This window comes from Micromonospora sp. CA-244673 (assembly GCF_050948395.1).
Taxonomy (GTDB): Bacteria; Actinomycetota; Actinomycetes; order Mycobacteriales; family Micromonosporaceae; genus Micromonospora.
Window position 1 is genome coordinate 1,374,501 of record NZ_CP192019.1, and the last position, 25,360, is coordinate 1,399,860.

At 73.9% G+C, this 25,360-nt stretch carries 23 protein-coding genes; 15 read left to right on the forward strand and 8 right to left on the reverse strand.

The window, feature by feature from the left end; translation table 11 throughout:
* Positions 1-73 precede the first annotated feature (73 nt).
* The 4 genes from ACQP12_RS06635 to ilvC all read left to right on the forward strand — a co-directional run bounded on the left by ACQP12_RS06635 (position 74) and on the right by ilvC (position 6,219).
* Complete coding sequence (locus tag ACQP12_RS06635; protein WP_357937534.1) at positions 74-2,524, forward strand: putative bifunctional diguanylate cyclase/phosphodiesterase; 2,451 nt, start codon at positions 74-76, stop codon at positions 2,522-2,524.
* Positions 2,525-2,703: 179 nt separating this feature from the next.
* A complete protein-coding gene (locus ACQP12_RS06640; protein WP_433285894.1) occupies positions 2,704-4,632 on the forward strand; it encodes an acetolactate synthase large subunit in 1,929 nt (642 codons plus the stop codon).
* Positions 4,632-5,147 carry an acetolactate synthase small subunit gene (gene ilvN, locus ACQP12_RS06645; RefSeq protein WP_357937530.1) on the forward strand — a complete coding sequence of 172 codons (516 nt, stop codon included), beginning with the start codon at positions 4,632-4,634 and terminating at the stop codon, positions 5,145-5,147. The genes ACQP12_RS06640 and ilvN overlap by 1 nt, the downstream gene beginning before the upstream one ends.
* A gap of 58 nt (positions 5,148-5,205) precedes the next feature.
* Positions 5,206-6,219 carry a ketol-acid reductoisomerase gene (gene ilvC, locus ACQP12_RS06650; RefSeq protein WP_433285897.1) on the forward strand — a complete coding sequence of 338 codons (1,014 nt, stop codon included), beginning with the start codon at positions 5,206-5,208 and terminating at the stop codon, positions 6,217-6,219.
* A gap of 76 nt (positions 6,220-6,295) precedes the next feature.
* Here ilvC and ACQP12_RS06655 read toward each other — a convergent pair whose 3' ends face one another.
* On the reverse strand, positions 6,296-8,083 hold the full coding sequence (locus ACQP12_RS06655; protein WP_433285899.1) for a tetratricopeptide repeat protein: 1,788 nt from the start codon (positions 8,081-8,083) through the stop codon (positions 6,296-6,298).
* 270 nt (positions 8,084-8,353) lie between these two features.
* Between ACQP12_RS06655 and serA the strand changes: the two genes are divergently transcribed.
* The gene (gene serA / locus ACQP12_RS06660; RefSeq protein ID WP_357937523.1) at positions 8,354-9,952 is read left to right on the forward strand and encodes a phosphoglycerate dehydrogenase; all 1,599 of its coding nucleotides are present in this window, start codon (positions 8,354-8,356) and stop codon (positions 9,950-9,952) included.
* 60 nt (positions 9,953-10,012) lie between these two features.
* Here serA and ACQP12_RS06665 read toward each other — a convergent pair whose 3' ends face one another.
* Positions 10,013-10,369, reverse strand: a complete 357-nt coding sequence (locus ACQP12_RS06665; protein WP_357937521.1) for a hypothetical protein — start codon at positions 10,367-10,369, stop codon at positions 10,013-10,015.
* A 335-nt stretch (positions 10,370-10,704) separates the two neighbouring features.
* On the reverse strand, positions 10,705-11,580 hold the full coding sequence (locus ACQP12_RS06670) for an FAD:protein FMN transferase (RefSeq protein ID WP_433285901.1): 876 nt from the start codon (positions 11,578-11,580) through the stop codon (positions 10,705-10,707).
* Between the two features lie 224 nt (positions 11,581-11,804).
* Between ACQP12_RS06670 and ACQP12_RS06675 the strand changes: the two genes are divergently transcribed.
* Positions 11,805-12,839, forward strand: a complete 1,035-nt coding sequence (locus ACQP12_RS06675; protein WP_433285903.1) for a 3-isopropylmalate dehydrogenase — start codon at positions 11,805-11,807, stop codon at positions 12,837-12,839.
* A 206-nt stretch (positions 12,840-13,045) separates the two neighbouring features.
* Complete coding sequence (locus tag ACQP12_RS06680) at positions 13,046-14,143, forward strand: branched-chain amino acid aminotransferase (RefSeq protein ID WP_357937515.1); 1,098 nt, start codon at positions 13,046-13,048, stop codon at positions 14,141-14,143.
* A gap of 71 nt (positions 14,144-14,214) precedes the next feature.
* Here ACQP12_RS06680 and ACQP12_RS06685 read toward each other — a convergent pair whose 3' ends face one another.
* From ACQP12_RS06685 to ACQP12_RS06700, 4 genes are all read right to left on the reverse strand, one after another.
* On the reverse strand, positions 14,215-14,952 hold the full coding sequence (locus tag ACQP12_RS06685) for a tyrosine-protein phosphatase (RefSeq protein WP_433285905.1): 738 nt from the start codon (positions 14,950-14,952) through the stop codon (positions 14,215-14,217).
* Between the two features lie 58 nt (positions 14,953-15,010).
* Positions 15,011-15,469: a PRC-barrel domain-containing protein gene (locus ACQP12_RS06690; RefSeq protein ID WP_357937511.1), complete on the reverse strand. Its 459-nt coding sequence runs from the start codon at positions 15,467-15,469 to the stop codon at positions 15,011-15,013.
* An 88-nt stretch (positions 15,470-15,557) separates the two neighbouring features.
* Positions 15,558-16,088, reverse strand: a complete 531-nt coding sequence (locus ACQP12_RS06695; protein ID WP_433285907.1) for a carboxymuconolactone decarboxylase family protein — start codon at positions 16,086-16,088, stop codon at positions 15,558-15,560.
* Positions 16,089-16,090: 2 nt separating this feature from the next.
* Positions 16,091-16,651: a peroxiredoxin gene (locus ACQP12_RS06700; protein ID WP_151463499.1), complete on the reverse strand. Its 561-nt coding sequence runs from the start codon at positions 16,649-16,651 to the stop codon at positions 16,091-16,093.
* Between the two features lie 308 nt (positions 16,652-16,959).
* Here ACQP12_RS06700 and cimA point away from each other — a divergent pair, with 308 nt between their 5' ends.
* Positions 16,960-18,540: a citramalate synthase gene (cimA, locus tag ACQP12_RS06705; RefSeq protein WP_433285909.1), complete on the forward strand. Its 1,581-nt coding sequence runs from the start codon at positions 16,960-16,962 to the stop codon at positions 18,538-18,540.
* A 3-nt stretch (positions 18,541-18,543) separates the two neighbouring features.
* Here the strand turns inward: cimA and ACQP12_RS06710 are convergent, their stop codons facing one another.
* Positions 18,544-19,506 carry an endonuclease/exonuclease/phosphatase family protein gene (locus ACQP12_RS06710; protein ID WP_433285911.1) on the reverse strand — a complete coding sequence of 321 codons (963 nt, stop codon included), beginning with the start codon at positions 19,504-19,506 and terminating at the stop codon, positions 18,544-18,546.
* A 338-nt stretch (positions 19,507-19,844) separates the two neighbouring features.
* On the opposite strand from ACQP12_RS06710, the gene ACQP12_RS06715 reads away from it, so the two are divergent.
* From ACQP12_RS06715 to arfB, 7 genes are all read left to right on the forward strand, one after another.
* Positions 19,845-20,384 (forward strand): hypothetical protein, encoded by a 540-nt coding sequence (locus ACQP12_RS06715; protein WP_357937504.1) that lies wholly within the window; start codon positions 19,845-19,847, stop codon positions 20,382-20,384.
* A gap of 195 nt (positions 20,385-20,579) precedes the next feature.
* Positions 20,580-21,629, forward strand: coding sequence for an AAA family ATPase (locus tag ACQP12_RS06720; protein WP_433285913.1), 1,050 nt, complete (start codon positions 20,580-20,582; stop codon positions 21,627-21,629).
* Positions 21,626-22,612 carry a DUF58 domain-containing protein gene (locus tag ACQP12_RS06725; RefSeq protein WP_433285915.1) on the forward strand — a complete coding sequence of 329 codons (987 nt, stop codon included), beginning with the start codon at positions 21,626-21,628 and terminating at the stop codon, positions 22,610-22,612. The genes ACQP12_RS06720 and ACQP12_RS06725 overlap by 4 nt, the downstream gene beginning before the upstream one ends.
* Positions 22,609-23,568, forward strand: a complete 960-nt coding sequence (locus tag ACQP12_RS06730) for a VWA domain-containing protein (protein WP_357937499.1) — start codon at positions 22,609-22,611, stop codon at positions 23,566-23,568. The genes ACQP12_RS06725 and ACQP12_RS06730 overlap by 4 nt, the downstream gene beginning before the upstream one ends.
* A gap of 41 nt (positions 23,569-23,609) precedes the next feature.
* Complete coding sequence (locus tag ACQP12_RS06735; RefSeq protein ID WP_433285917.1) at positions 23,610-24,470, forward strand: S1C family serine protease; 861 nt, start codon at positions 23,610-23,612, stop codon at positions 24,468-24,470.
* A gap of 124 nt (positions 24,471-24,594) precedes the next feature.
* The gene (locus ACQP12_RS06740) at positions 24,595-24,903 is read left to right on the forward strand and encodes a hypothetical protein (protein WP_357937495.1); all 309 of its coding nucleotides are present in this window, start codon (positions 24,595-24,597) and stop codon (positions 24,901-24,903) included.
* Positions 24,904-24,913: 10 nt separating this feature from the next.
* Entirely contained in the window at positions 24,914-25,339 is a 426-nt protein-coding gene (gene arfB / locus ACQP12_RS06745) for an alternative ribosome rescue aminoacyl-tRNA hydrolase ArfB (RefSeq protein ID WP_357937494.1), read from the forward strand.
* Positions 25,340-25,360 lie beyond the last annotated feature (21 nt).

Sequence of the window (25,360 nt, forward strand, 5' to 3'; positions counted from 1 at the left end):
GCACACGCGCCGTGTCCCAACAGTTGCACACCCGGTGCCCCACGGGGGGCGCCGATCCGGCACAGTTGAGGTCGTGCAGTCGTCCCCGGGCATGGTCATCGTCGCGGTGCTGAGCGGGCTCGCCGCGGCCGGCGCCGCCGCCCTGCTCGCCGTGTCGGCGCGCCGCCGGGGCGGGCCGCACCGGCGGGCCCACGTGCTGCTCGCGGCCGCCGCCGGGGTCGCCCTGCTCAGCCTGCTCCTCGGGCTGGCCGGCACGCTGGCCGCCGGCGACCACTGGGCGCACCGGCAGGGGCAGCGCACCGGCTGGGCCACCGTCGTCTCGCTCGGCACCACGCTCGCCGGGCTCGGCCTCGGCGTCGCCCTGCTCCGGCTGCCCGGCACGGCCGCGGCCCGGGCGGCCACCGCCCGGCTGCTGCTCGACGGCGTGATCATGGCGGGCGCGCTCTGGTTCGTCGGCTGGGCGCTGTTCAGCCCGCCGACCCGGCTGCTCGGGGACGCGACCCCCGTCGCCTGCGTACCCATCCTGCTGGCCACGGTCAGCGCGGCGCTCACCGCCGGGCTGACCCTGATCATGGTGTTGCGGGCGGCGCCGCCGCGCGGGCGGCTGCTCCTGCTCGGCGCCGGCGCGACCGGGGTGACCTGCGGCGGCCTGGGCCTGTCGGCCGGGCTCTGCCAGGCCGGCGCGGGCCTGGCGTACGTCGGCGCCGTGGTGATCGCCGCCGGCCTGCTGGCCACCGCCCTGGCCGCGCACCGGGTCGACCTGCCGCAGGTTGACGTCGACCTCATCCGCCGCGACGGCGAGTACGCCTTCGTGCCGATGTTCGCGATGGCCGCCTCCGCCATGTACCACCTGCTGCAGGGCGGCCGGTTCGACGTGTACGGCATCGCGGCGGGCAGCGTCGAGGGCTTCGCCCTGGTGGCCCGCCAGTACCTCGCGCTCAACGACGTCCGCGGCTACGCCGGCCGGCTGGCCGAGCGGGAGGCGCACTTCCGCGAGCTGGCGCACACCGACCCGCTCACCGGCCTGGCCAACCGGCGCGGCCTGCTGCGCGCGCTGCACCGCTGCGCCGAGGCCGGCGTCCCGTGCGTGCTGCTCGGGCTGGACCTGGACGGCTTCAAGAACGTCAACGACATGCGCGGGCACGACGTCGGCGACGCGGTGCTGGCCGAGGTGGGGCGGCGGCTGCGCGGCAACCTGCGCCCGGGCGACCTGGCCGCCCGGCTCGGCGGCGACGAGTTCGCGGTGCTCATGCACGGCACGACCGAGCCCGGGCCGGTCGCCGAGCGGCTGCTCGGGGTGCTCGGCCGCCCCTACGAGGAGGCGGACGGGCCGGTCTTCCTCTCGGTGAGCATCGGCGTGGCCGGCGCCTACGGGGAGACCGACGTCGAGCTGCTGCTGCGCAACGCCGACCTGGCGCTGCGCTACGCCAAGCAGCGCGGCAAGAACCGGATCGAGCGCTACGACGCCACCTACGACCAGCTGCTGCGCCGGCGCACGATGCTGGAGCACGAGCTGCGCGGCGCCATCGAGCGCGACGAGCTGCGGCTGGCCTTCCAGCCGGTGGCCTCGCTGCCCTCGGTCCGCCCGGTCGGCGCCGAGGCGCTGCTCCGCTGGCACCACCCGGAGCTGGGCAACGTCCGGCCGGACGAGTTCATCCCGCTCGCCGAGGAGTGCGGGATGATCTCCAAGCTCGGCGCCTGGGTGCTGCACCAGGCCTGCTACCAGCTCTCCCGGTGGCTGGCCGACGGGCACGACGTCTGGGTGTCGGTGAACGTGTCGCCCCGCGAGCTGCACGCCCCGGAATACGTGGTCCAGGTCGCCGACGCGCTGCGCGCCCACCACGTGCCGCCGCAGCGGCTGGTGCTGGAGGTCACCGAGCACGCCGTCGCCACCGACCTGGACGAGCTGATCCGGCGGCTCACCGCGCTGCGCCTGACCGGGGTGCGGATCGCGCTGGACGACTTCGGCGCGGGCTACTCCTCGCTCGGGCAGCTCCGCCGGCTCCCGATCGACATCCTCAAGATCGATCACAGCCTGGTCGCCGAGCACGAGCCGGTCCGGCCGGTGGGCCGGGACGGCCCGGCGTTCGCCCCGATGGTCGACATCGTCATGCGCCTCGGGCACCAGCTGGGCCTTGAGGTGATCGCGGAGGGCGTCACCACCCCCGCCGAGCTGGCCGCCGTGGTGGCCGCCGGCTGCCGCTTCGGGCAGGGCGCGGCCTTCGGCTGGGGCGTGCCCGCCGAGCACCTGGAGGCGATGCTGGAGGCGGCCACCTCGCCCGGCAACCGCCCGACCTCGGTGCCGCCCGCCCCACCGGTCCCGCCGGCCCGGCCCGGGCCGTCGCCGCTGCTGCCCCGGCTCCGGTCCAACCCGCCCGCCCAGGTGCCCGCGCCGCGTACCTCGAACGAGGGATCTTCGCAGGTCGCGCCCGCTGCGGAGAGCGCTCCGGGAGCCGACACGCCCACGTCCGTGAACCAAAATGTGGGATCAGTTGACTCATCGCGTGAGATGCGTCAGGCTTGACCGCATGTCGTCGAACCGGTCGCTGCGAGTACTTACCTGAGCGCACTCTCCCACCGAGAGTGCGCTGGCCCCGTGCATCTGCACGTGGGCCGTTTTTGTTGCCGTCGGAGCATCGCCGGGACGCCCGCGTCCCACCCTGAGAAGCGCATCACCCACTCCAGCCGAAGGCCTGAACCGCCATGACGAGACCCACGCCAGAGACCCTCGCCCACTCCGTCCGGCGAGCCCGCCCGGCCACCGAGCCGGCCGGTGACGCCGACCACGCCCCCACCCCCCGCATCGGTGCCGCCCCGGCCGCCCCGGCCGTAGCGGGACGCGCGGCGCAGGCCGGCGCGGACGGACGCACCGCGACCGAGCGGGGACCCGCGCCGCTCTCCGGCGCCGGCTCGCTGGTGCGGTCGCTCGAGGCGCTCGGCGTCGACGTCGTCTTCGGCATCCCGGGCGGCGCGATCCTGCCCGCGTACGACCCGCTCTACGACTCGACCGTCCGGCACATCCTGGTCCGGCACGAGCAGGGCGCCGGGCACGCCGCCACCGGCTACGCCCAGGCCACCGGCAAGGTGGGCGTCTGCATCGCCACCTCCGGCCCGGGCGCGACCAACCTGGTCACGCCGATCGCCGACGCCTACATGGACTCGGTGCCGATGGTGGCGATCACGGGCCAGGTCGCCCGCCCGTCGATCGGCACGGACGCCTTCCAGGAGGCGGACATCCAGGGCATCACCCTGCCGATCACCAAGCACAACTTCCTGGTGCAGACGGCCGACGAGATCCCGCAGGTGCTGGCCGAGGCGTTCCACCTGGCCTCGACCGGCCGGCCCGGCCCGGTGCTGGTCGACATCCCCAAGGACGTCCTCCAGGCGCCGACCACCTTCGCCTGGCCGCCCACCCTGGACCTGCCCGGTTACCGGCCCACCCTGCACCCGCACGGCAAGCAGATCCGCGAGGCGGCCCGGCTGATGACCAGCGCCCGCCGCCCGGTGCTCTACGTCGGCGGCGGCGTGCTGAAGGCCGGCGCCACCGAGGGGCTGCGCCGGCTGGCCGAGCTGACCGGCATCCCGGTGGTCACCACCCTCATGGCCCTCGGCGCGTTCCCCGACTCGCACCGGCAGCACCTGGGCATGCCCGGCATGCACGGCACCGTCGCCGCGGTCTACGGCCTGCAGAAGTCCGACCTGATCGTGGCGCTGGGCGCCCGCTTCGACGACCGAGTCACCGGCAAGCTGGACTCGTTCGCGCCGGACGCCACCGTGGTGCACGCCGACATCGACCCGGCCGAGATCGGGAAGAACCGGCACGCCGACGTCCCGATCGTGGGCGACGCCCGGCACGTCATCGACGAGCTGATCGCGGCCGTCACCGCCGAGCAGGCGGCCCGCCCGGCCGCCGACCTCGCCGACTGGTGGAACCAGCTGGACGACCTGCGCGGGCGCTACCCGCTGGGCTACGAGGAGCCGGCCGACGGCACGCTCTCCCCGCAGTACGTGATCAAGCGGCTGGGCGAGATCGCCGGACCGGACTCCGTCTACGTGGCGGGCGTCGGCCAGCACCAGATGTGGGCCAGCCAGTTCATCTCGTACGAGAAGCCGTACACCTGGCTCAACTCCGGTGGCCTCGGCACCATGGGCTACGCCGTCCCGGCGGCCATGGGCGCCAAGGTCGGCAAGCCGGACACCACGGTCTGGGCGGTCGACGGCGACGGCTGCTTCCAGATGACCAACCAGGAGCTGGCCACCTGCGCCCTGGAGGGCATCCCGATCAAGGTCGCCGTCATCAACAACGGCAACCTGGGCATGGTCCGGCAGTGGCAGACCCTCTTCTACGGGGAGCGCTACTCCAACACCGAGCTGGGCACCCACAAGCACCGCATCCCGGATTTCGTGAAGCTCGCCGAGGCGCTCGGCTGCGTCGGCCTGCGCTGCGAGAACGCCGCCGACGTGGACAAGACCATCGAGGCGGCCATGGCGATCACCGACGCTCCGGTGGTCATCGACTTCGTGGTCGGCAAGGACGCCATGGTGTGGCCGATGGTCGCCGCCGGCACCAGCAACGACGAGATCATGTTCGCCCGGGGCGTCCGCCCCGCCTTCGACGAGGACGAGCTGTAATGACGATGCACACGCTGTCCGTGCTGGTGGAGAACAAGCCGGGCGTCCTGGCGCGGGTCTCCGGGCTGTTCTCCCGGCGCGGGTTCAACATCGACAGCCTCGCGGTGGGGGAGACCGAGAACCCCGACGTCTCCCGGATCACCATCGTGGTCAACGCCGAGTCCTCGCCGCTGGAGCAGGTGACCAAGCAGCTCAACAAGCTGGTCAACGTACTCAAGATCGTCGAGCTGGACCCGCAGGTCTCGGTGGCCCGGGAGCTGCTGCTCGTCAAGGTCCGCGCGGACCGCAACGCCCGCGCCCAGGTGCTGGAGACGGTCGCCCTCTTCCGTGCCCGGGTGGTCGACGTCGCGCCGGACACGCTGACCATCGAGGCCACCGGCACCCCCGACAAGCTCGACGCGCTGCTGCGTGACCTGGAGCCGTTCGGCATCAAGGAGATGGTCCAGTCCGGCACGGTGGCCATCGGGCGGGGCTCCCGCTCGATCACCGCCGGCCCGGCGCTGCGCGCCGCCTGATTCGCACCCACCAGATTTTCGACGGGCCGCCGGGCACCGCCGTAGGAAAGGGAAGTCAATGAGCGTTGAGGTGTACTACGACGACGACGCCGACCTGGGCCTGATCCAGGGCCGCACGGTCGCCGTGATCGGCTACGGCAGCCAGGGCCACGCCCACGCGCTGTCGCTGCGCGACTCCGGCGTCGACGTGGTGATCGGCCTGCCCGCCGGCTCGAAGAGCCGGCCGAAGGCCGAGGAGCAGGGCCTGCGCGTGCTCACGCCGGCCGACGCGGCGGCCGAGGCCGACGTGATCATGATCCTGGCGCCGGACACCGCCCAGCGCGGCCTCTACGCCGAGTCGATCGCCCCCAACCTCGCCCCCGGCAAGGCGATCTTCTTCGGCCACGGCTTCAACATCCGGTACGGCCTGATCAAGCCTCCGGCCGACGTGGACGTGGCGATGGTCGCCCCGAAGGGCCCCGGCCACCTGGTGCGCCGCCAGTACGTCGACGGCAAGGGCGTGCCCTGCCTGGTCGCCGTCGAGCAGGACGCCAGCGGCACCGCCTTCGGCCTGGCCCTGGCCTACGCCAAGGCGATCGGCGGCACCCGGGCCGGCGCGATCCGGACCACCTTCACCGAGGAGACCGAGACCGACCTCTTCGGCGAGCAGGCGGTGCTCTGCGGCGGCGCGGCGGCGCTGGTGCAGACCGGCTTCGAGGTGCTCACCGAGGCCGGATACGCCCCCGAGGTGGCCTACTTCGAGTGCCTGCACGAGCTGAAGCTCATCGTCGACCTCATGTACGAGGGCGGCATCGCCCGGATGCGCTACAGCATCTCGGACACCGCCGAGTACGGCGACCTCTCCCGCGGCCCGCGCGTCATCGACTCCCGGGTCAAGGAGGAGATGCGCAAGATCCTCGGCGAGATCCAGTCCGGCGAGTTCGCCCGCGAGTGGGTGGCCGAGGACGAGGCCGGCCGGCCGAACTTCGCCAAGTGGCGGGCCGAGGGCGCGGCGCACCCGATCGAGGAGACCGGGCAGAAGCTGCGCGCCATGATGAGCTGGGTCGACCGGCCCATCACCGAGACCGCCTGACCCCGGTCGGGCAGCTCCGAAGCGGCCCGCGACCCGACGCTCTCCCCGGCGTCGGGTCGTGGGCCGCGCGTGGCCCTCACGGCGGATCGGAGCGGGCCGTACCGACCAACTCCTCGACGGCCACGATCTCGTCCCGGATCCGCTCCGCTTCGGCCGTCCGGTCGAGGCGCCACAGGGTGCGTCCGAGGTTGCGCAGCGGCGTGAGGAGTTCCGCCTGGTCGATCCGTTCCGGGTCGGCCCGCAGCAGGTCGAGGCACTCCCGGTAGATCCCGACCGCCTCGTCGAGCCGGTCGAGGGCGTGCATCCGGTTGCCCAGGTCACACAGCGCCTCGGCCAGCCGCAGCCGGAACGCCACCGGGTCCAGGGAGAACAGCTCCCGGCGGACGGCCACGCACTCGCGCAGCAGATCGCCCGACCCGCGCGGGTCGCCGGCCAGGTGCACCGCCCGAGCCAGCGTGAAGAGGCACCGCCCGAGCAGCTCCCGGTAGGCCGGGACCGCGCCGGCCAGCAACCGGGCCAGCTCGACCGCCTCCCGTCCGGCCGCCAGCCCGTCCCCGCCCGCCCCGTGTCCGGTCGCGCCGTCGCCCGCCGGCGTGTCCCCGTCCGGTCCGTCCACCCGTGCTGTCCCGTCCCGTGCCGCTGCGGCCGATCCGCTGGGAACCGCGGTGGCCGGCAGCTCGAACACGGTCAGCGCGCAGCGCACCAGCAGGGCGCGGGCCAACCGGGGGCGCCAGACCTCCGGAAGCCGCCCGGTGTGCTCCCGGCAGAGCGGGATGGCTTCGGCCAGCAGTTCTTCGACCGCGGCCCGGTCCCCGGCCGCGACCCGCAGGTCGACCAGCTCGAACAGGGCTCCGGCCAGCACCTCGTCGTGGCTCTTCCGGGCGAGCGCTGCCGCTTCCGTCAGGTGCGCGACCGCCTCGTCCTCCCGGCCGGCCCGGCCCGCCAGGTTGCCCAGCACGAACAGCCCGTGGGCCAGTGCGGCGCCCGAGCCCGGTGTCCCCGCCGCCACCACCGCCCGCTGCCGGTCGACGGCCTGCGCCGCGAGCCGTACGGCCAGATCCGGATCGCCCAGCTGCGCCCGGCACTCCGCCTCGATCAGCATGGCCCGGGCCAGCAGCGGTCGCCCCTGCCGGGGCTGGAGCTGGCTCCAGACCTCCACGTCGACGCGGGACTCCTCGATCAGGTCGAGGGCTTCCTGCGCCGCACCGGTGACCGTCAGGCCCCGGGCAAGGTCCATCGCGGCGGCCATGCCGACGGTCAACCACTGGAGCCGCCGGTAAGCGGAGAGGTCGCGGTGCAGTTCCAGCGCCCGCCGTCGGACGGTGTTCGCCTCCTCCTGCCGGCCCAGCGCCTCCGAGCAGTCGCCGATCACCAGCAGGGCCCGGGCCAGCCGCATCCGCTCCAGCCGGCGCAACTGGCCGCAGGCGTCCCAGGTCGCCCGCGCCCGCAGCGCCAGCGTGAGCGCCTCCCGTACCTCCCCGCACTGGTGGAGGTTCAGCGCGAGGAGTCCCCGGGCGGTGGCGAGCACCACCAGCGCGGACCGGTCGTCGGCGTCCTCGACGTAGCCGATGGCCTCCTGGAGCTGGTCGATCGCCTCGGTGACCGGGGCGGCGTCGGGAGCGGCGGCCCGGGCCACCAGGGCCCGGGCCAGGGCGACCCGGTGCTGGTCCGGCCGCTCGGCGACCAGTCGCCGGCAGAGAGCCACCGCCTCCTCCGCCGCCGCCGTACGCCGGACGGTCGAACCGGGCAGCCCGCTCACCAGGTGGGACCGGGTGACCAAGACCTCGGCCAGCCGTGGCCCCCACCGATGGGGGCGGAACCGGGCCAGCGGTCGGAGCATCGCGATCCGTGCCACGAGCGACATCGACGGCCCCCTCCCGTGCGGCTGCTGGCTCCCGTTGTAGCGGGGGCTCGCCAGCCCGTCACCGGGTGAACGGGGGATGACGGGCGCGCGACGAACCTGTGTGAGGGCGCTCACCCCGCGGTCCGCGACCCGGAGGGCAGACCGACCCCTACCATCCTTGGTGAGGTGCTCCAGCCGGCACCCGACGGCCATGGCACGGATCGGCGCAGGGCGCAGAGCGGCGTCCCGACGCCCCAGGCCGACCACAGAACCGAGCGTCTACGAGGACCGATGAATCCTGTCGTACTGATCGCCGAAGAACTCGCTCCCGCTGCCATCGAGGTGCTCGCGCACGACTTCGACGTGCGTCACGTGGACGGCACCGACCGCCCGGCCCTGCTCTCCGCGCTCTCCGAGGCCGACGCGGTGATCGTACGCAGCGCCACCCAGATCGACGCCGAGGCGATCGCGGCGGCTCCGCGGCTCAAGGTGGTCGCGCGGGCCGGCGTCGGGCTGGACAACGTCGAGGTCCCGGCCGCGACCGCGCGGGGCGTCATGGTCGTCAACGCGCCCACCTCCAACATCGTCTCCGCCGCCGAGCAGGCGGTGGCGCTGCTGCTGGCCGTGGCCCGCAACACCGCCAGCGCCAGCGCCGCGCTGAAGGCCGGCGAGTGGAAGCGGTCGAAGTACACCGGCGTGGAGATCCAGGGCAAGACCGTGGGCGTGGTCGGCCTCGGTCGCATCGGCGTGCTCTTCGCGTCCCGCATCGCCGCCTTCGGCACCCGCCTGATCGCGTACGACCCGTACATCCAGCCGGCCCGCGCCGCGCAGCTCGGCGTCCGGCTGGTCGGCCTGGAGGAGCTGCTCCGGGAGAGCGACTTCATCTCGATCCACCTGCCCAAGACGCCGGAGACGGTGGGCCTCATCGGCGAGAAGGAGCTGGCGATCGTCAAGCCGGGCGTCCGGATCGTCAACGCCGCCCGCGGCGGCCTGGTCGACGAGCAGGCGCTCGCGAACGCGATCGCCGAGGGCCGGGTCGCCGGCGCCGGCGTCGACGTCTACGCCAAGGAGCCGTGCACCTCCTCGCCGCTGTTCGCCTTCGACAACGTGGTGGCCACCCCGCACCTGGGCGCCTCCACGAACGAGGCGCAGGACAAGGCCGGCCTGGCCGTGGCGAAGAGCGTCAAGCTGGCGCTCCAGGGCGAGTTCGTGCCGGACGCGGTGAACGTGCAGGCCGGCGGCGTGGTCGCCGAGGACGTCCGGCCGCTGCTGCCGCTGGCCGAGAAGCTGGGCCGGGCGTTCACCGCCCTGGCCGGCGGGGTGGCCGCCAGCGTCACCGTCGACGTGCGCGGCGAGGTCGTCGCCAACGACGTGTCGGTGCTCAAGCTCGCCGCCACCAAGGGGCTGTTCAGCTCCGTGGTGGAGGAACAGGTCACCTACGTCAACGCGCCGCACCTGGCCGCCGAGCGGGGCGTCGAGGTCACCCTCGCCACGCAGGCCGAGACCGTCGACCACCCCAACCTGGTCACCGTCCGCGGGGCGCTGCCGGACGGCCGGACGGTCAGCGTCTCCGGCACGGTCGCCCACACCGGCGCGCGGGACGTCCTCAAGCTGACCGAGGTGGACGGTTTCGACGTGGAGATCGGTGCGGAGGGCATCCTGGTCTTCCTGCGCTACGTCGACCGGCCCGGCGTGGTCGGCACCGTCGGCACCCTGCTCGGCGAGGCCGGCGTGAACATCGCCGCCATGCAGGTGGCCCGCCGCGAGGCCGGCGGCGAGACGCTCATGACGCTCACCGTCGACCAGGCCCTGGGCGCGGACCTGCTCACCTCGGCGGCCGACTCGATCGGCGCGGTCGCGGCCAGCGCCGCGGACCTGCGCGACGAGTAGTCCGGCCACGACGGATGGGGGGCCCGGCCGTTCGGCCGGGCCCCTCGTCGTACCCGGGGATCAGGGCTGGACGCGGGCCGGCGGCGGGTAGACCGAGCCGTCCTGGGCGTCGAAGAGCATCAGGTCGTGCTCGCCGGCCAGCCGCTCGATGTCCAGCAGCACCTCGTCCGGGCAGGTGGGGAAGAGGTTCATCTCCACGTGGTCGCCGGCCGCGTGCAGCGGGGCGACCTCCCACGGCGTGCCCGGCCCGGCCGGACGGTCGGGATAGCTGGCCGTGATGGCCCGGTAGAAGGCGACCAACCGCGGGTCCGGGTGCCGCTGGTCGTGCCGTCCCTCGCGGCACCGCCGCGCCGCCGCCCGCACGTCGTCAGGTGTGGCCCCGGCCGGCAGGGCCCACACGCTCAAGTCGAAACTCACGGCGGACAGCGTGCCATCCCGGGTGCGCGCCGTCACCCCTGCCCCGCCGCAGGTTAACTCGCTGATTGCCGACAGGACGCCGGACGGTCCGCTGTGGAGACTCTTGCGTCGAGTTGCGTCGATTCGCTAGCGTACCCGTGCGGTCACTGGCTGAGTCGATACTCCGGCCCGTCTTCGGGTGGCGTGGTCGGCCGTCCGGCCCACCGGCCCGCACCCCTCGATTGCGCGAGCCACGCGCACTCGTCGCTGACCGGCCCCCACGGTCGTTGCCGAGACCGTGGGGGCCGATCGCGGCCGGCGTCCCGGATGCGAAGTCGGGGCGGCGTGCCGCGCGGTCAGCGCCGGCGGTGGGCGAAGAGCGCCCGGTAGTCCGAGCCGTTGCGGAACCAGGCCAGCCCGGCCGGGCCGGCGGCGTACAGGGCGGTGGCGTAGGCGTCGGCCACCGCGAGGTCCGGGCCGACCACCGTGGCGGCGACCAGCTGGTCAGCCGGCTCACCGGTGTGCGGGTCCACCACGTGGCCACGCCGCCCGGTCACCCCCGAGGTGCCGACCGCTCCGGCGGTCATCTCCAGCACCAGCGGCGCCCGGTGCCCGTCGGTCGGGTGGTGCACGGCGACCCGCCACGGGCCGCCGTGCGCGGCGTGTCCCCGGACGGTCAGGTCGGCGCCGGCGAGCACGGCGTAGTCGTGGACGCCGGCGGCGCGCAGCCGGGCCGCGGCCCGCTCCACCGCCCAGCCGCCGAGCAGGCCGCCGGGGTCGAAGCCGCCCGGCACCGCCCAGGCGTCGAACCACCCGTCGGTCGCCGCCCGCATGGCGGCGCAGCGGTCCACCAGATCGGCCAGCGGCGGGTACGACTCGGGGCCGATCTCGCCCCGGCGCAGCTTCGACACCAGGCTGTCCGGCTGGTTCGGGCCGTAGGTGAGGTCGATGGCGCGCAGCTCGGCGACCGCGTCCCGGAGCGCCTCACCGACGCCCCGGCGGCCCAGCCACTCGGGCGCGTTGAGCAGCAGCGAGTATTCCGCGGTGGAGGTGCGGACGGTGTGCCGGACGCTGATCCGGTCGTTGGCGGTGCCGCCGGCCCGCTCCAGCCGGTGGCTGCGGGTGCCGAGGCGCAGGTCGGGGCGACGGTTTCGGAAGGCGGACTGGTCGATCCACCGGGTGCGGGGCTGCTCGTCCGTCCAGCGGGCCCGCCGCTGCTCCTCGATCCGCATGAGACTGCTCCCTCGCTGACCACGCCGCAGCGCCGCGGCGAAAGCCGGTCCCGGGCCCCCGTCGACCCTGTCGCCACCGACCCTAGGCAGTGGACATGACCGGACCATGAATGCCACCTGGGAGACTCCTGTGCATCGCGGTTTCCCGAATACTGGAAGCCGCGTACCGGGAGCCGGGACGGCGACGTACGGTTGCCGAGGACGACGAGGTGAGGAGCGCCAGGGTGGCACGCATTGCGGTGGTGGCCGGGGACGGCATCGGCCCCGAGGTGGTCGGGCAGGCCCGCAAGGTCATCGACGCGGTGCTCCCCGGGGTGGTCGAGGCCACGGAATACGACCTCGGCGCGGCCCGCTACCACCGCACCGGCGAGGTGCTGCCCGACTCGGTCCTCGACGAGCTGGCCGGGCACGACGCCATCCTGCTCGGCGCGGTCGGCGACCCGAGCGTGCCGCCGGGCGTGCTGGAGCGGGGCCTGCTGCTCAAGCTCCGCTTCGCGTTCGACCAGTACGTCAACCTCCGCCCGTCCCGGCTCTGGCCCGGCGTCGCCGGCCCGCTGGCCGCCGTCAAGCCCGGCGAGGTCGACCTGGTGGTGGTCCGCGAGGGCACCGAGGGCCTCTACGCGGGGGCCGGCGGCTCGCTGCACCGGGACACCCCGGCCGAGGTGGCCACCGAGGAGAGCCTGAACACCCGGCACGGCGTCGAGCGGGTGATCCGCGACGCGTTCGCCCGGGCCCGCCGCCGGGAGCGGCGCAAGGTCACCCTCGTGCACAAGACCAACGTGCTCACCCACGCCGGCTCGCTCTGGGCGCGCGCCTTCGCGGCCGTCGCCGCCGAGCACCCCGACGTGACCACCGAGTACCAGCACGTCGACGCCGCCGCGATGTTCCTGGTGACCAACCCGTCGCGCTACGACGTCGTGGTCACCGACAACCTCTTCGGCGACATCCTCACCGACATCGCCGCCGCGGTGACCGGCGGCATCGGGCTGGCGGCCAGCGGCTGCATCAACCCGGAGGGGCGCTACCCGTCGATGTTCGAGCCGGTGCACGGCTCCGCCCCGGACATCGCCGGCCGGGGGACCGCCGACCCGGTGGCCGCCGTGCTCTCCGCCGCGCTCCTGCTCGACCAGCTCGGCCACGCCGACGCCGCCACGAGGGTCACCGCCGCGGTCGCCACCGAGCTGGCCGGGCGTACGCCCGGTGCTCCGGTGCGCACCGAGGAGGTCGGCGACCGCCTCGCCGGTCACGCCGTAGCCTGACCGGGCCGTCACCTCGGCCCGGATCCGGGCCGCCAGACCCGCACCCGGGCCCGCTTCCGTCCCAGCCGCGGCCGGGCCACCCGTCGGGTGTGCCCGATGTGCCGGGGCGGAGCTATCCGCTGAACGACCGTTCGGGGTAAGTTTCTGGCACCAGTGACGTCGGCGTGCGATCCCGCATGCCGTGAACCCGCAGGGAGGTCAGCGCGATGAGCGGTGGTGACAAGCTCGATTTCGAGATCCGTCCGAATCCCGCGCCGGTATCCGCCGCCGACCGGGCCGCCCTGCTGGCGAACCCGGGCTTCGGCCGGGTGTTCACCGACCACATGGTGACCATTCGCTACGCCGAGGGCAAGGGCTGGTACGACGCCCGGCTGGAGGCGCGCGCGCCGATCCCGATGGACCCCGCCGCCGCGGTCCTGCACTACGCGCAGGAGATCTTCGAGGGGCTGAAGGCGTACCGGACCGGGGACGGGTCGGTCACCATGTTCCGCCCGGAGGCCAACGCGGCCCGCTTCGCCGCGTCGGCGCACCGGCTGGCCATGCCGGAGCTGCCGGCGGAGACGTTCGTCGAGTCGCTGCGCCGCCTGGTCGAGATCGACCAGGACTGGATCCCGGAGCACGAGGACGCCAGCCTCTACCTGCGCCCCTTCATGTTCGCCAGCGAGGTCTTCCTCGGCGTCCGCCCGGCCAACGAATACCTCTACTGCGTGATCGCCTCGCCCGCCGGGGCGTACTTCGCCGGTGGGGTCAAGCCGGTCACGGTCTGGGTCTCGCCGGACTACACCCGGGCCGCGCCCGGCGGCACCGGCGCGGCCAAGTGCGGCGGCAACTACGCCGCCTCGCTCGCCGCCCAGGCCGAGGCCATCGAGGCCGGCTGCGACCAGGTGGTCTTCCTGGACGCGGTGGAGCGGCGCTTCGTCGACGAGCTGGGTGGCATGAACGTCTTCTTCGTCTACGACGACGACACCCTGGTCACCCCGCCGCTGACCGGCACCATCCTGCCGGGCATCACCCGCGACGCGATCCTCACCCTGGCCGCCGAGTCGGGGCACCGGGTGCAGGAACGGCCGGTCACCTTCGCCGACTGGCAGGCCGACGCGGCCAGCGGGCGGCTGCGCGAGGTGTTCGCCTGCGGCACCGCCGCCGTGGTCACCCCGATCGGCGGGGTGCGCTTCCCGGACGGGGAGTTCCTGATCGGCGGCGGCGAGCCGGGCCGCTCCACCATGGCGCTGCGCCAGCAGCTGGTGGACATCCAGCGCGGTCGCGCCGAGGACCGGCACGGGTGGGTCTCCCGCGTCCTCTGACCCCGCACACGCACGTCCCGCACGGCCGGCCCGTCCTCGACGGCGCCGGCCGTGCGCGCATCCCGCCCCGGTCAGTCGAGCAGGTGGGTGCGGAGGGCGGCCAGTTGCTCGTCCGTCACGCCGGCGTGGCGCAGGTAGCCCTCGGCCGAGCCGTAGCCCTCGCGCAGCTCGGTGAGGAAGAGCCTCATGGCCTCGGCGGGGGAGGCGAGGAACGGCGGCGGCGGCTCGACGGCGTCCGGCAGGGTGGCCCGGACCCAGGCGCTGAACCGCTCGGACGCGACGGTGCTGAGCGCGTAGTCGGCGGCGATCTCGTCGTCGGGCACGCCGAGCACGGCCAGGGTGAGCCCGCAGACGATGCCGGTGCGGTCCTTGCCGGCGACGCAGTGCACGACCACCGGCGCGTTGGCGCTGTCGGCGATGAGGCCGACCGCCTCGGCCAGCCCGGCGGTGCCGGTGCGGGCCAGGTCGGCGTAGCGGTCGGCGAGGTAGCGCGCCAGGTCGCTGCCGGGCTCGTACATCCGCTCGGCCCAGTCCTGGTGCTCGGGGTGGATGTGCCGGTAGGTCAGCCCGTCGTAGGCGGGCACCCGGCCGTCCCGCTCCACCTCGGTGGGGCGGCGCAGGTCGATGACGGTGCGGATGCCGAGCGCGGTGAACGCCGCCCGGTCGGTCTCGTCGATGCGGTGCAGCGAGTCGGATCGGTAGAGCCGGCCGTGCCGGACGGTGCGCCCGTCCCGGCCGCGGTAGCCGCCGACGTCGCGGAAGTTGAACAACGTGGGGAAGGGGGTCTCCAGGGCGTCCACCCCTGACACGGTAACGGCCGGCGGGGCCACGATGTGCCCCGCCGGCCGCTGGTTGCAGGTGTCTCCGTTACCGGGCCGTACCCGGCGGAATCGACGAGTAGGTGTCGTCGTAGTAACCGCCGAGCTTGTCCCGGTACGCCGGGTCCGTGTCGGTGGTCGCGTCGTACTCGGGTGCGGCCTTGATCTGGTCCTTGCTCCGGTCGACGTAGACCTTCCGCTCGTCGTGGTCGACGTGGTTGACGGTGCCGGCCGGCAGCATGACCTTCTTGCCGAAGATCCACGGCCCGGTGTCCACCACGAGGAAACTGGAGTTCACCTCGTGGCTGGCCCGGTCCACCTTGCCGATACCGCCGTCACTCGCCTCCACCTTGTAGCCGACCAGGTCGACACCGGTCACCCCGGCGTCGTCCCGGTAGCTCCACGGATCGAAACGCCCGGCGGGCGCGCCGCCCGCGAAGGCGCCCTGACCACCCTGGGTCAGCGGATCCGGCGTCCCGTGGGTCGTTCGAGGGTCGAGCCGCTCCATGGCGTCAACACTCCCTTTCTCGACTTCTGGGGGATGTGCCTGTCGGATCCCTTCCTACCCGGATACGGAGATCGATACACCGACCGGCTCAGGCGAGCGCGGCCTCCGCGTCCAGAGCCACCGCGGCGGCGTGGACCACGGACGCGATGCGCAGGCCCTCGTGCACCTGGTCGCGGCTGAACCCGGCGGCGCGCAGGGTCTTCTCGTGCGACTCCAGGCAGACGCCGCAGCCGGTGATCGCCGAGACGGCGAGGCTCCAGAGCTCGAAGTCGGCCTTCTCCACCCCGGGCCGGGCGATGATCTGCATCCGCAGCCGGGCCGGCAGCGAGGCGTACTGCTCGTCGCCGATGAGGTGCTTGGCCCGGTAGTAGACGTTGTTCATGGCCATGATGGTGGCCGCGCCCTTGGCCGCCTCGACCGCCTCGGGCGTGAGGTGACCGGCCGCCTCGGCGGCGATCTCCCGCAGCACCATCGGGTTGCGGGCCGCCACCGCGCAGGCCAGGGCGGTGCCCCAGGCCTGCTCCGGCTTCAGCGTCGAGGTGGCGATGGTGGAGCCGAGGTTGAGCTTGATGTCCCTGGCGTACTCGGGCAGGGCCGCCTTGACCGCGTCCAGACCCATGCTCAGGCCCCGGCCCCGGCGAGCAGCGCGTTGGCGTCCAGGGTGGCGCCGCCCTTGTTCCAGTTGCACGGGCAGAGCTCGTCGGTCTGCAGGGCGTCGAGCACCCGCAGCACCTCGGAGACGTTCCGGCCGACCGAGCCGGCGGTCACCATGGCGAACTGGATCTCGTTGTCCGGGTCGACGATGAAGGTGGCCCGCTGGGCGACGCCGTCCTCGCCGAGCACGCCGCAGTCGGCGGTCAGCTCGCGCTTGATGTCGCTGAGCATCGGGAAGGGCAGGTCGCGCAGGTCCGGGTGGTCCTTGCGCCAGGCGTAGTGGACGAACTCGTTGTCCACGGAGACGCCGAGGACCTGGGCGTCCCGGTCGGCGAACTCGCCGTTGAGGCGGCCGAACTCGGCGATCTCCGTCGGGCAGATGAAGGTGAAGTCCTTCGGCCAGAAGAAGACGACGCGCCACTTGCCCTCGTAGGTCTTGTGGTTGATCGTCTCGAACGCCTTGTCGGCGTCGAGCGACACGCAGGCGGTGAGTTCGTACTCGGGGAAGCGGTCACCGACAGTGAGCAACGGTCCTCCTTGAGGGCAGCCCGGCGGTGCCGCCGGGCCGGTAACTGGATCTGTTCCAGATGCTTCCGCAGCCCGCTTCCCACCCGACGCCGGGCAGGTGCCCTGTTAAGTCGATCACCGGCCTGTCCCGGGATGTGGGTTTCTCCTCCCAAAACCCGGGGCGGGGTGGCAGAGTACGGACCGTGACCAGCTCCGTCCTGATTATTGGCAACTAGCGCGCCGGCCTTCCCCCTCGCCGAGCGCGCAGACCTCCCGCATCCGCGGGGGGTCTTTTTGTTGCTCCCCGCAGGTTCGAGAAGAGGACTCCCATGACCTTCCAGGTGTACGACACGACGCTGCGCGACGGCGCCCAGCGCGAGGGGCTCACCTACTCGGTGGTCGACAAGCTGGCGGTGGCCCGCCTGCTCGACGACCTCGGGGTCGGCTTCATCGAGGGCGGCTGGCCGGGCGCGGTGCCGAAGGACACCGAGTTCTTCCGCCGGGCCCGCACCGAGCTGGAGCTGCGCCACGCCGTCCTGGTCGCGTTCGGGGCCACCCGGAAGGCCCGTGTCGCGGTCGAGGACGACCCGCAGGTGCGCGGGCTGCTCGACGCGCGGACCCCGGCCGTGGCGCTGGTCGCCAAGGCGGACCTGCGGCACGTCGAGCGGGCGCTGCGCACCACCGCCGACGAGAACCTGGCGATGATCCGCGACACGGTCGCGTACCTGGTGGCGGAGGGCCGGCGGGTCTTCGTCGACGGGGAGCACTTCTACGACGGCTACCGGTACGACCCGGCGTACACGGCCGCGGTGGCGCAGACCGCGCTCGCCGCCGGGGCCGAGCGGTTCGTCCTCTGCGACACCAACGGCGGCATGCTGCCCTCCCAGGTCACCGCCGCGATCACCGACCTCACCGCGCGCACCGGGATCGCCCCCGAGCTGCTCGGCATGCACGCCCAGAACGACACCGCCTGCGCGGTGGCCAACACGATCGCGGCCGTTGAGGCCGGCGTCCGGCACGTCCAGGGCACCGCCAACGGCTACGGCGAGCGCCCCGGCAACGCCGACCTCTTCGCGATCGTGGCCAACCTCCAGCTCAAGCTCGGCATGCCCGTCCTACCGGAGGGCTGCCTGGAACAGATGGTGCGGGTCTCGCACGCCATCGCCGAGATCGCCAACATCGCCCCCGACACCCACCAGGCCTACGTCGGGGCCGCCGCCTTCGCCCACAAGGCGGGGCTGCACGCGAGCGCGATCAAGGTCGACCCGTTGCTCTACAACCACGTGGATCCCTCCGTGGTGGGCAACGACATGCGGATCCTGGTGACCGAGATGGCCGGCCGGGCCAGCGTCGAGCTCAAGAGCCGTGAGCTCGGCCTGGACCTGGCCGGCCATCCGGACGCGGTGTCCAAGGTGACCAGCCGGATCAAGGAGCTGGAGGCCGGCGGCTGGTCGTTCGAGGCCGCCGACGCCTCGTTTGAGCTGCTGGTCCGCTCGGAGCTGCCGGACGCCGCGCCGGCCCGGCCGTTCGCCCTGGAGTCCTACCGCGTGCTGGTCGAGCACCGCGAGGACGGCGCGGTGGTCTCCGAGGCCACCGTCAAGATCCGGGTACGCGGCGAGCGCGTCATCGCCACCGCCGAGGGGAACGGCCCGGTCAACGCCCTGGACGAGGCGCTGCGGGTGGCGCTCGCCCGGCACTATCCGGAGCTGCGCGAGTTCGAGCTGGCCGACTACAAGGTGCGCATCCTGGAGGGCAGCCACGGCACCGGGGCGGTGACCCGCGTGCTCGTGGAGACCGCCGGGGCAGGCCGCGACTGGACCACGGTCGGCGTCCATCCGAACGTGGTCGAGGCGAGCTGGCACGCGCTGGTCGACGCCCTCACCTACGGCCTGGATCGGGCCCGGGTCTGACGCTCAGCCGGCGGGCAGCCGCAGCTCGGCCAGCACGGCGCGGTGGTCGCTGCCCGGCACCGCGTGCACGCTGACCGCGCGTACCGCGATCCGCCGGTCGACCAGCACGTGGTCGATGGTGACCGGCGGGATCCGATCGCCGTCGTAGGGGCCCCAGGTGCCGGAGAGCCCGGCGCCGGCCGCGTCGGCGGCGTCGACGTAGCCGGTGTCGATCAGATCGCGCAGCGGCGCGTGGTCGAGGGTGGCGTTGAAGTCGCCGGCCAGGATGCTCAACCCGCCCCGCGGGGTGGCCGGCGGCTGGGCCCGCAGGTCGGTCCACCAGTCCGGCACCACGTCGACGGCGTACGGGGCGGCCGGGTGCGCCGACTCGACCCGCAGCGGCGGCGCACCGGGCACGGCCACCGTCGCGTACGCCTGGGTGAAGGAGAAGCCCTCGTTGCGCCGCCAGCCGGTGCCGCTGAGCGGGTGGCGCGCGTACAGCCCGGAGCCGGTGGTGCCGACCTCGGGGTTCAGCGCCCGGTAGGGCAGCAGGGTGGCCAGCCCGAGCCGGTCCAGCTCGGCTGCTGCCTCCGGGGTGAACTCCTGCACGGTCAGCACGTCGACCCGGTGCGCCCGGACCAGCTCGACCAGCCGCGCCGGATCGGCCCGGCCCTTGAGCAGGTTGGCGGTGAGCAGCCGGAGCACCGGCCCGGCCACCTCCGGCCGGTCGTCGCGGACGGCCCGCGGCGCCACCGCGGCCACCAGCGCCAGCGTGGCCAGGGCCGCGACCACGGCGGGTGCGCGGCGCCGCAGGGCGAGCGCCAGCACCACCGGGGCGAGCGCGGCGGCGGCGACGTACGGCGTGAAGGCGACCGCCTGCACCAGCGGCCCCCGTTCCAGCCCGGCCAGCCGGAGCGCCGCCCAGGCGGCCACGGGCACGACAGCCAGCCAGCAGGCGATCGTGGCGATCCGTCCCCTCGTGATCATGGCCGTCACCCTAGCGGTCGGCGGGGCGGCCCGTTTTCATGAATGGTTCCACGCTCACTTCTCACAATTATCGAAAGCATTTCTCGGACGCCGCGAGGTAAATGTGAGCTATTGACCGTCCGCATTTTCCGATGCTAGGTTCCACCTGGTCGAGACGTCGCGACTCTCCGTAGTAAGCCCAGTTCAAGGCCAGGTGCAGCCCGACACTCACGGTGCGCTTCGACATGGACCCCCGATGGTTCGCAATTGTTCTGCGCCTGGCTTTTGTGCCGCATCCATCCGTCCCGCACAGCATGTGGGTCGGCCGTATCACCACGGTCACAAAAGGGAGATCTGTCATGGCCACATTCCTCAAGCGCAAGGCGACGGTGGTGGCCCTCGCCGCGCTGTCCCTCACCCTGGCCGGCGGCGGCATCGCGGCCGCCGCCCACCCGGCGGCGAAGGCCCCGGCCGAGGTCGGGCAGCCCGGCGCGCGCCAGCCCGGCCAGCAGCCGCCGGTGACCGCCGCCGAGACCCGGGCCGCGAGATCCGCGCTGAACGCCACCCTGGCCGCGCCGGCGCCCGGGCTGGTCGCCTGGGCGGTGGTCAGCCCGAACGGGACCCTGCTCCAGCACTCGGCCAACGTGGTGAGCGCCAAGAAGTTCTCCCCGTCGACACCGGGGCAGTTCGCGGGGCAGTACCAGGTGACGCTCGACTACGCGGTCAACCTCAAGGGCCTGCACGCCACGATCGGCACCAACGACGCGGCGAACGTCCCGCCCGCGGGCGAGGTCGCGGTCGCGCCCCGCTACCTGATCCCGAACGCGGTCTTCGTCCAGACCCGCAACTCCACCGGCGGGTACGCGGACCGGCCGTTCCACCTGCTCATCGCCAACTGACCCCCGCCGGCAGCCGGCCCCCGCCCCCGTGCGGGGGCCGCCTGTCGTGCTCGCCTGCCCCCGTCTGCCCCGGCCCGGGCCCGCTCGCGCCGTTGCGGACCGGCCGGGGGAGTCGTCCCGATCCGGCCCCGGAACGGTCCCCGAGGGGTCGATAATCCGACGTTTGTCCGTACGCCGGCACGGGAAGCAAGCACCGTGACGGACATCTCGGACACCCTGGCCAGCGTGCCCAGCCCGGTCGATGCCGACGCGAGCGGCGTCGAGCTGGATCAGACCCTCTTCGAGGTCAAACGCGTGATCGTCGGGCAGGATCGGCTCGTCGATCGCCTGCTCACCGCCCTGATCGCCGACGGCCACTGCCTACTGGAGGGCGTGCCGGGGGTGGCCAAGACCCTCGCGGCGCAGACCCTCGCCACCGTGGTCGGCGGCACCTTCTCCCGGATCCAGTTCACCCCCGACCTGGTCCCCTCGGACATCGTCGGCACCCGCATCTACCGGGCCTCCACCGAGGCGTTCGACGTGGAGCTGGGCCCGATCATGGCGAACCTGGTGCTCGCCGACGAGATCAACCGGGCCCCGGCCAAGGTGCAGTCGGCGCTGCTCGAGGCGATGGCCGAGCGGCAGGTCTCCATCGGCGGCCGGAGCTGGCCGGTCCCCGACCCGTTCCTGGTGCTGGCCACCCAGAACCCGATCGAGTCGGAGGGTGTCTACCAGCTCCCCGAGGCGCAGCGCGACCGCTTCCTCATGAAGGTCGTCGTCGACTACCCGAGCGACGCCGACGAACTGGCCATCCTCTACCGGATGAGCACCGAGCGGCCGACCGCCCGCCCGGTGCTCGACCCGGTCCGGCTGCGCGAACTCCAGCGGCGCGCCGCCGACGTCTTCGTCCACCACGCCCTCGCCGAGTACGTAGTCCGGCTCATCCTCGCCACCCGGGACCCGGGGCGGTTCGGGCTACCCGAGATCGCGCCGCTGCTGGCGTACGGGGCGAGCCCACGGGCCACCCTCGGCCTGGTGGCGGCGGCGCGGGCGCAGGCGCTGATCCACGGTCGCGACCACGTGCTCCCGGAGGACGTCCGGGACCTCGCGGTCGACGTGCTGGCCCACCGGCTCGTGCTGTCCTTCGACGCGGTGGCCGACGGGGTCTCCGCCGAGACGCTGGTCCGCCGGCTGGTCGAGGCGGTGCCGCCACCCCGGGTGGTCACCGGGCACCCGGAGGCGGCGCCCGACCTGGCGGCGGCATGAGACGCCGGGACGCACCCGCCAGGCCCGACCCCGGACTGGCCGACCTGGCCCCCGACCAGCGGCTGCGCCGCCTGGAACTGACCGTCACCCGGCGCCTCGACGGGCTGTTGCACGGCCAGTACCGCGGCCTGCTGCCCGGTCCCGGCAGCGAGGCGGCCGGCAGCCGGGAGTACCGCCCCGGGGAGGACGAGGTCCGCCGGATGGACTGGGCGGTGACCGCGCGGACCACCGTCCCGCACGTACGCGAGGTCGACGCCGACCGCGAGCTGACCACCTGGCTGCTGGTCGACGCCAGCCCCAGCATGGAGTACGGGACGGCCACACTGGACAAACGGGAGCTGGCGGTGGCCGCCGTGGCGGCGGTCGGCTTCCTCACGGCCGGCGTCGGCAACCGCCTCGGCGGCCAGGTGCTCGCCCCGGACGGGATCCGCCGGTTCCCGGCCCGCGGCGGGCGTACCCACCTGCTCGGGCTGCTCCGCGCCCTGCTGGGTGCGCCGCGCACCGACGGGCACCCGCAGACGCCGGGCCTGCACGAGGGGCTGGACGGGCTGCAGCGGATGGCCACCCGGCGCGGGCTCGTGGTGGTCGTCTCCGACTTCCTCGACGGGCTGCCCGACGAGCCGGACGCCGCCCCGGCCTGGGAGGCCGTGCTGCGCCGGCTGGCCGTCCGGCACCAGGTGCTGGCGGTCGAGGTGACCGACCCGCGGGAGTTGGAGCTGCCCGACGTCGGGCTGGTCACCCTTGTCGACCCGGAGACCGGCCGCCGCCGCGAGGTGTGGACCGGGGACCCGGGCCTGCGCGAACGGTACGCCCAGGCCGCCGCCGCCCAGCGCGACCAGGTGCGGGACGCGCTGCGCCGGTCCGGTGCGACGCACCTGGCGCTGCGTACCGACCGGGACTGGAGCGCCGACATCGTCCGGCACGTGCACGCCCAGCGCCGGCTCGCGGCCGCGCCCGCCGCGGCCCGGGGAGGTGCCGCGTGACCTGGCAGTCACCCGCCCGACTCTGGCTCCTGCTCGGTGTCGCCGCGCTGGTCGTCGGCTACCTGGCCATGCAGCGCCGGCAGAGCCGGTACGCGGTGCGCTTCACGAACCTGCGGCTGCTGGACCGGGTCGCCCCGCAGCGGCCGGCCTGGCGCCGGCACGTCCCGGCGGGGCTCTTCCTCGCCATGCTCGCGCTGCTGGTGGTCGGCTTCGCGCGGCCCAACGCCGAGGTGCGGGTGCCCCGGGAACGGGCCACCGTGATGGTGGCGGTGGACGTCTCCACCTCGATGCTGGCCGGCGACGTCGATCCGGACCGGTTGACCGCCGCCAAGGAGGCCGCCCGCCGGTTCGTCGACGGGCTGCCGGACGAGTTCAACGTGGGACTCGTGGCGTTCGCCGGCAGCGCGGCGGTGGTGGTGCCGCCGAGCACCGACCGGGACGCGCTGGACGAGGGGGTCGAGCGGCTCGCCGAGGGGATCACCGGGGTGCAGGGCACCGCCATCGGCGAGGCCATCAGCACCTCGCTGGGCGCGGTCAAGAGCCTGGACGCCAAGGCCGCGAAGGACCCGCCGCCGGCGCGGATCATCATCCTCTCCGACGGGGCGAACACGTCCGGCATGGACCCGCTGGAGGCGGCCGGCCAGGCCGTGGCGGCCAAGGTGCCGGTGCACACCATCTCGTTCGGCACCCCGTCCGGCTCGGTCGACCGGGGTGGGCGGGCCATCCAGGTGCCGGTCGACGGGCAGACCCTCAAGGCGGTCGCCGAGGAGACCGGGGGCGGCTTCCACGAGGCGTCCACCAGCGCCGAGCTGCGCGCCGTCTACGAGGACATCGGCACGTCGGTGGGCTACCGCAACGAACGGCAGGACATCTCGGCCCGCTTCATCGGTCTCGGGCTGGTCTTCGCCATGGGGGCCGCCGCCGGATCGCTGCGGTGGTTCTCCCGACTGCCCTGAACCGCAAGGACCGGACGACGCACGACGTGAGGAGCCCAGGTATGGCAGTGCAGACCGGACTCGGCGAGCCGCGCGGCCCGTGGTTCGTCTCGCCGGAGCTGGACCCGGACGGGCGCGGGCGCTGGGACGTACCCGGTTCCGAGCGGGAGGCCGCGCGGCGGGGCTGGCGTCGTCGGCTCCTGAGCGCGGCGGCGGTGGTGGCCCTCTCCACCGTCTCCGGTGCGGCGGCCGGCACCTGGGCCGCCGACCGGGACGCCCCCGGGCCGTCGGCGGCCTCGGCCGCGCCGGTACCGGCGGAACTGGTCACCGCCGCCGAGAAGACCGTCCCCGGGGTGGTCTCGGTGATGGTGGGCGGGTCGTCCGGCGCGTCGGCCAGCGGCTCCGGCTTCGCCATCGACAACGAGCAGCACATCGTGACCAACGACCACATCCTGTCCCGGGGCGGCTCCGGCCCGGTGACGGTGGAGACCGCCGACGGGCGCCGGTTCACGGCCGAGGTGGTGGGGCGGGAACCGGGCAGCGACCTGGCGGTGCTGAAGGTCCCGGCGTCGGCCCGGCTGTCGGCGCTGCCGCTGGCCAAGCCGAACTCGGCCCGGGTGGGCGAGCCGGTGCTCGCGGTCGGCTCCCCGCTCGGCCTGGCCGGCACCGTCACCGCCGGTATCGTCAGCGCGCTCAACCGGCAGGTCCGCATCGGCAACGGCCGGCACACCGCCGTGCAGACCGACGCCTCGATCAACCCGGGCAACTCCGGTGGGCCGCTGGTCAACGCGCGGGGAGAGGTGGTCGGGGTGAACACGGCCATCGCCACCATCGACGGCAACGGCTCCATCGGCATCGGGTTCGCCATCCCGATCGACCAGGTCCAGCAGACCGCCGACACCATCATCGGCCGCGGCGGCTGACCGGCCCGGCGGCCCTGACCTGCGCCGCCGTGCAGGGCCGCCCGCCGGAGCGGGAACTGTCGGATATCCGGCCTGGGACCATCGGGCCATGGAAATATTACGCTGAGTATGGATACTGGCGTGGGTGGAGCAAGCTGTCATCGCGGCCCTCCTCCTGGTGGGCCTGGTCATCGGCGCCGGTGTCGGCGCGTCGTACGCCCGCGCGCAGCGGGGTTGGAAGGACTATCAGACGATCCGGACCAGCGTCCCGGGCGCCCGGCGCACCGCCTGGACGGCGATCCGGGGGGTGGTCACCAAGATCGGGGTGATCGCGCTGCTGCTGGTCGGGGCGGCCGCGTACGCGGCGGCCGGGTCGGACCACGAACGGGCGGGCCCCGCGCCCACCCCCACCCCGACCGTGACCGCCACTCCGGGCCACCGCGCCGGGCGCTAGCCTCGGGGGCGTGGACGACGGACTGCGGGTGACGGACCGGCTCGTGGTGCCCGAGGCCGAGCTGCGGGAGCGTTTCTCCCGCTCGTCCGGCCCGGGTGGTCAGGGCGTCAACACGACCGACTCGCGGGTGGAGCTGAGCTTCGACCTGGCCGGGTCGCCGAGCGTGCCCGAGTCGCTGCGCGCCCGCGCCCTGGACCGGCTCGCCGGCCGGCTGGTCGACGGGGTGCTGACCGTCGCGGCCAGTGAGCACCGGGCGCAGCTGGCAAACCGGGAGGCGGCCCGCGAGCGGATGGCCGCCCTGCTGCGCGAGGCCGTGGCGCCGCCGCCGAAGCCGCGCCGCCCCACCCGCCCCTCGCGGGCGGCCAAGGAGCGCCGGCTGGCCGACAAGAAGCGGCAGTCCCAGCGCAAGCGCGACCGCCGGGCCGACGGGGACTGAGCTGCGCCGGCCGCCCGGCCT